Origin of the sequence: Nonomuraea basaltis (genome assembly GCF_005893125.1) — a bacterium.
GTDB lineage: Bacteria > Actinomycetota > Actinomycetes > Streptosporangiales > Streptosporangiaceae > Nonomuraea > Nonomuraea basaltis.
Window position 1 is genome coordinate 1 of the sequence record NZ_VCJS01000449.1, and the last position, 3,977, is coordinate 3,977.

At 65.7% G+C, this 3,977-nt stretch carries 4 protein-coding genes; 2 read left to right on the forward strand and 2 right to left on the reverse strand.

Annotation, left to right across the window (positions count from 1 at the left end; genetic code table 11):
- Positions 1–639: 639 nt before the first annotated feature.
- Both EJK15_RS68060 and EJK15_RS68065 read left to right on the forward strand, forming a co-directional pair.
- Positions 640–1,137 carry a SigE family RNA polymerase sigma factor gene (locus tag EJK15_RS68060; protein ID WP_138720733.1) on the forward strand — a complete coding sequence of 166 codons (498 nt, stop codon included), beginning with the start codon at positions 640–642 and terminating at the stop codon, positions 1,135–1,137.
- A complete protein-coding gene (locus tag EJK15_RS68065; RefSeq protein ID WP_138720734.1) occupies positions 1,134–1,895 on the forward strand; it encodes a hypothetical protein in 762 nt (253 codons plus the stop codon). Before EJK15_RS68060 ends, EJK15_RS68065 begins: the two co-directional genes overlap by 4 nt.
- A gap of 395 nt (positions 1,896–2,290) precedes the next feature.
- On the opposite strand, the gene EJK15_RS68070 is transcribed toward EJK15_RS68065, so the two are convergent.
- Positions 2,291–3,085 (reverse strand): DUF6461 domain-containing protein, encoded by a 795-nt coding sequence (locus EJK15_RS68070; RefSeq protein WP_138720735.1) that lies wholly within the window; start codon positions 3,083–3,085, stop codon positions 2,291–2,293.
- 2 nt (positions 3,086–3,087) lie between these two features.
- Entirely contained in the window at positions 3,088–3,906 is an 819-nt protein-coding gene (locus tag EJK15_RS68075) for a hypothetical protein (protein WP_138720736.1), read from the reverse strand.
- Between the last annotated feature and the right edge of the window lie 71 nt (positions 3,907–3,977).

The following is a 3,977-nucleotide window of genomic DNA, read 5'->3' on the forward strand; positions in this document are numbered from 1 at the left end:
GCCATCAATCCAAGGGCCTGGAACGCCACATCCATCCAGCCATCGTCGCACCCGCTCCTCCACAACTGAACAGATCAAGGATGCGCCACCTCTGATGAGATTCCGCCAGATCAAGTGAGACAGGACAGTAAACGCCCCTACTGTCAACTCCGATGGCCCGCTGTCATGTCCACTTCCAGATGGCGTGACGGACTGTCATCTTCAAGGCCGTCAGATGTCTGGCGTCACCGAACATGACAGCGGAGCATACGACTGACCTGGGTGCTGTCACTTAGATCAGCGTCTAATCAGTTCGACCGAACGATATTCAAGATGACAGTGCGATCCGAATTCGGTTCGGCAGCCGATCGGGGTTGTCCTTCAGCTGTCGCTTCTTCGAAAGATCGCCGGCTCGCCCGCCAGTTTTACGGCAGAGCTGTTGAGTACATCTATGTGCATATCGCGCACGATCTCCGGGCCTACGCCCTTGCGTCCCTGCGGCGTTCGCCACAGCTGCCGATAGCCGATCTGATCGTGCGGACTTGGAGGTGGTGCTGCCTGAAGCTGATGGGCGGGCAAGGCGAATGATCCGGCCCTGTCACCCGGACCGCTCTCCCAGCCGGTAGTACACCGTGAGGTGGAACGGATCTGGAGGACGCGATGGCGGATGGATTCGCCGAATATGTCGGACAACGACACGAGCGGTTATGCCGTACGGCGTACCTGCTGACCCGAGACTGGCAGGCGGCCGAGGATCTGGTGCAGACGGCGCTGGTCAAGGCATGGACGGCATGGCGCAGAATCGAGGCCGACCCCGACCCGTACGTGTACCGGATCCTCGTCAACACGCACGCCTCCTGGTGGCGGCGGCGCTGGCAGGGCGAGGTGCCGACCGAGGTGCTGCCCGAGGGCCCCACAGGGCCGGACTTCGAGACGGGCGTCGCGCGGCGCTCGGCTCTCTGGGCGGCGATCGGCGGCCTGCCGGCCAGGCAACGCGCGGCGCTCGTCCTGCGCTACTTCGACGATCTGACCCCACAGCAGGTGGCTGACGCGCTCGGATGCTCAGTCGGCAGCGTGAAGAAACAGCTGAGCAGGGCACTGGCGCGGCTTCGCGTGGATCCTGCGCTACACGACCTGAAGCTGGAGGCGCTTCGATGACTCATTACACCGAGGACGACCTGCGTGCGGTGTTCGCCGAGAACAGCGTCCGCGAGGATGGGCTGCCTCCCCGGATGAGCGAGATCAGGCGACGGGGAGCCAGGACGCGCCTGCGCCGGCGGGTGACGGCAGGGGCGGCCCTGACGGCGTTGGCGGGGGCCGCCGCGACGGTCGTGACCCTGGCCGGAGTCGTGGTGCCATGGCACGGCGGGAAACCCGGCGAGCCGGCCACGGGCGTCACGGCGCACTTCCTGACGGGGGTCGAACTGCCGCCAACCATGGAAAGCAGGTACGGGCCGGTGTCGTTGATCTTCGGTCAGACCTATCAGTCCGTGGGGGAGAGGGTACGGATCTCGTTCCGGCCGACCAGCGTCCATACCGGGTTCGCGATCCGGTGCGCCGACCCGAAGGCGTGGGTGCTGGTCCGGGACGCGAAGGGCACGTGGAATGATCTCACCCCGTGCGTACGGCTGGGCCGGGGTCTGCAAGTCCAGTTCGACAAGAGCTCCGTGACACGGGACTGGCTGCGGGTACCGCAGAATCTGGAGGTCTGGGTCTTCCCCGCCGACGCGCCGATCGGATCGGCCGGGCTGGCTGACAAGTGCGCCCTCGCCGACCGGCGGGCGGGAAAGTGCGACGGACCGTGGGATCGCGAGGCGATCACCGCGATGCCGCAGCGCCTCGCGGCCGAGACCGGCCCTCAGCGGGGTCTCTGGTCGATCGGAGTCTACGACCAGGAGCCGCGCCTCGACCCCTGAAGAGCTGGCGGGCGGCCCGGTGATCAGGGGGCGCTGCGATCAACCCATGAGGCGAACGACTCGTCCGGCTGCGGCTCAACCACCAACGCCAGGCGCCGAGGGGTGCGGCCAACTCTCACCTTCGAGTTCTCGCTATCGAGTCGACTCTCAAGATCCACGCCAAACTCTCAAGTTCAATGGGCCCAGACATCAGACAGATGTCTGGCGTCGCGGAACATGACAGCGAGGCTTGAGGCCGACCTGGGCACTGTCACTTTGATCAGCGTCTAATCAGGACACCCGAACGACATTCAAAATGACAGTGCGATCCGAGCATGGTTCGGAGGGCCTCTGCGGCGAGGTGAGGGCATCGCTGCATCACCACCGCTTCTGGCCCGTCTCGACGCTGGGTTGGGTCAGAAATAGGCACCAGGTATGGCGGCGCCGAGGATGGGGCGGCGAAGGTGCTGCGGGGTGATCATGACGTTGGTGATCCGGCTGGCGATTGCCAGGGCCGCCGGGATGGGGTTGTCGATGTGGTCGTCGGCGGCCGGATCGATGCCCAGCTCACGGAGGTAACGATTAAGCCGATCGGGCTCTGCGCCATGCCTCTGGATGGGAAAGGTCGGGTCGATGTCGGTGAGGTATTCGCCGTCGACGGCGCAGGAGAGGCGGTGCCGGGCGGCGTAGTCGTGCCGCATCACCGCCACTGCCTGTCCTCCGCCGCGGGACAGGGGGCGGAGGGCCTCAGCATGCGAACCCCGCCAACCGCAGTCCTCGATCGCGACAGTCCATTCCCCGATTCGCCTCACGGTGATGACCTCAGGTCCTTCCGGACAGGAGTGGTCCCCATCGTCGATCAGCCGGATGTCCTCGTCCGCGGCGCCGAGCCGGCGCAGCACCTCACGCTCGTCGAGCCCGCGGACGAAGACGATCGTGTAGATGTCCCCGAGTGGGCTGTCCTCCTGCCACTCGTAATCCTCCGGCGACGCGCCGGGGGTTCTCGCGGTGGCGCGGACCATCTCGAACGTGCTCGCCTGCTCGAGGATCTCGGGATGGGCGGCGAAGAAGGCCTCGGTGATTTCTGGAGCTATCCGGCCACGCTCACTGACCAGGTAGCCGGTCGCTCTTGCCCAGTCCCGGATTTGCGTGCGGCCGAGCTTGGGCGTCCGGTAGGTGACGCGGAGGGGGGTGAAGTCGGCATCGGACATGATCAGAAGCTACCGATAGGCTTGATGCCCTGTCTGCCTTGCGCTTGTCCCGGCGGGCCCGACCTGGGCGATGTAACCCTCTCCCAGGGGCGTAGCCCTTCGCCGGTCAGGAGCAGTGCCGCCTCGGGCAAGTCCACGTCTTCGACGGTCTCGGGCGGGTGCAGGTGGTGGGGCGCGCCTGGTTCCCAGAGTGCGAGGGGTTTGAGCGAGTCGGTGTCGACCCTGCTGATCTGCAGGTGGCCGAGGACGCGGTCCGTGAGCGCGACATTCCTCTGCTGCTCACAGAATTCATGCCAGAGGGTGCCGGCCCAGGGGTCGTAACGGCGTTGGTGCATGAAGTAGCGCAACCCGTCCAGGAGCGTGCCGCCCAGGCAAATCTCATCAACGATGAGCATACCGGCGGCGGTCAGCAGGGGCCCGGGCTGGTAAAAGGTCAGTTCGCGGCAGCGCTCGCGGGCGGCGGACCCGGCGGTGAGCGCGAGCTGGTCGCGTAGGTGGCAGAACTCGTGGAAGGTCCACCACAGGTGGACGTCAGTGCCGGCAGGCAGCATCTCCGGGGTGCCCAGATAGATGGCCAGCCGAAAGAGCAGCTCGTAGAGATCCCAGAAGTCCTTGGTGGGATCGATGGGGCCATCACGCGGGCGGTGCAGACGGGCGCGGAGGCTGTGCTGGATTCGAAGGAGACGCTCGTCGCTGAGTGGGTGGCAGGGGAGCTGGGTTGGGTGTAGCAGCTCGTCCTCAGTGAGTGTCTGAGCTGGGCTTTTATGGTCGTGACTTTTGATCGGGGAACCGCCCTCTACCGTGGGTGCAGGCGTCTCCACCGTCGATCCCGAAGCCCCGGCACGTGCACAAGACCGTGCATCAGCGCCAGGACGGCTACAAGGCACACGTC

What these genes read in the sequence shown, in the direction of transcription:
- EJK15_RS68065 (WP_138720734.1), top strand. Translation starts at nt 1,134, where the DNA reads ATGACTCATTACACCGAGGACGACCTGCGTGCGGTGTTCGCCGAGAAC.
- EJK15_RS68070 (WP_138720735.1), bottom strand. Translation starts at nt 3,085, where the DNA reads ATGTCCGATGCCGACTTCACCCCCCTCCGCGTCACCTACCGGACGCCC.
- EJK15_RS68060 (WP_138720733.1), top strand. Translation starts at nt 640, where the DNA reads ATGGCGGATGGATTCGCCGAATATGTCGGACAACGACACGAGCGGTTA.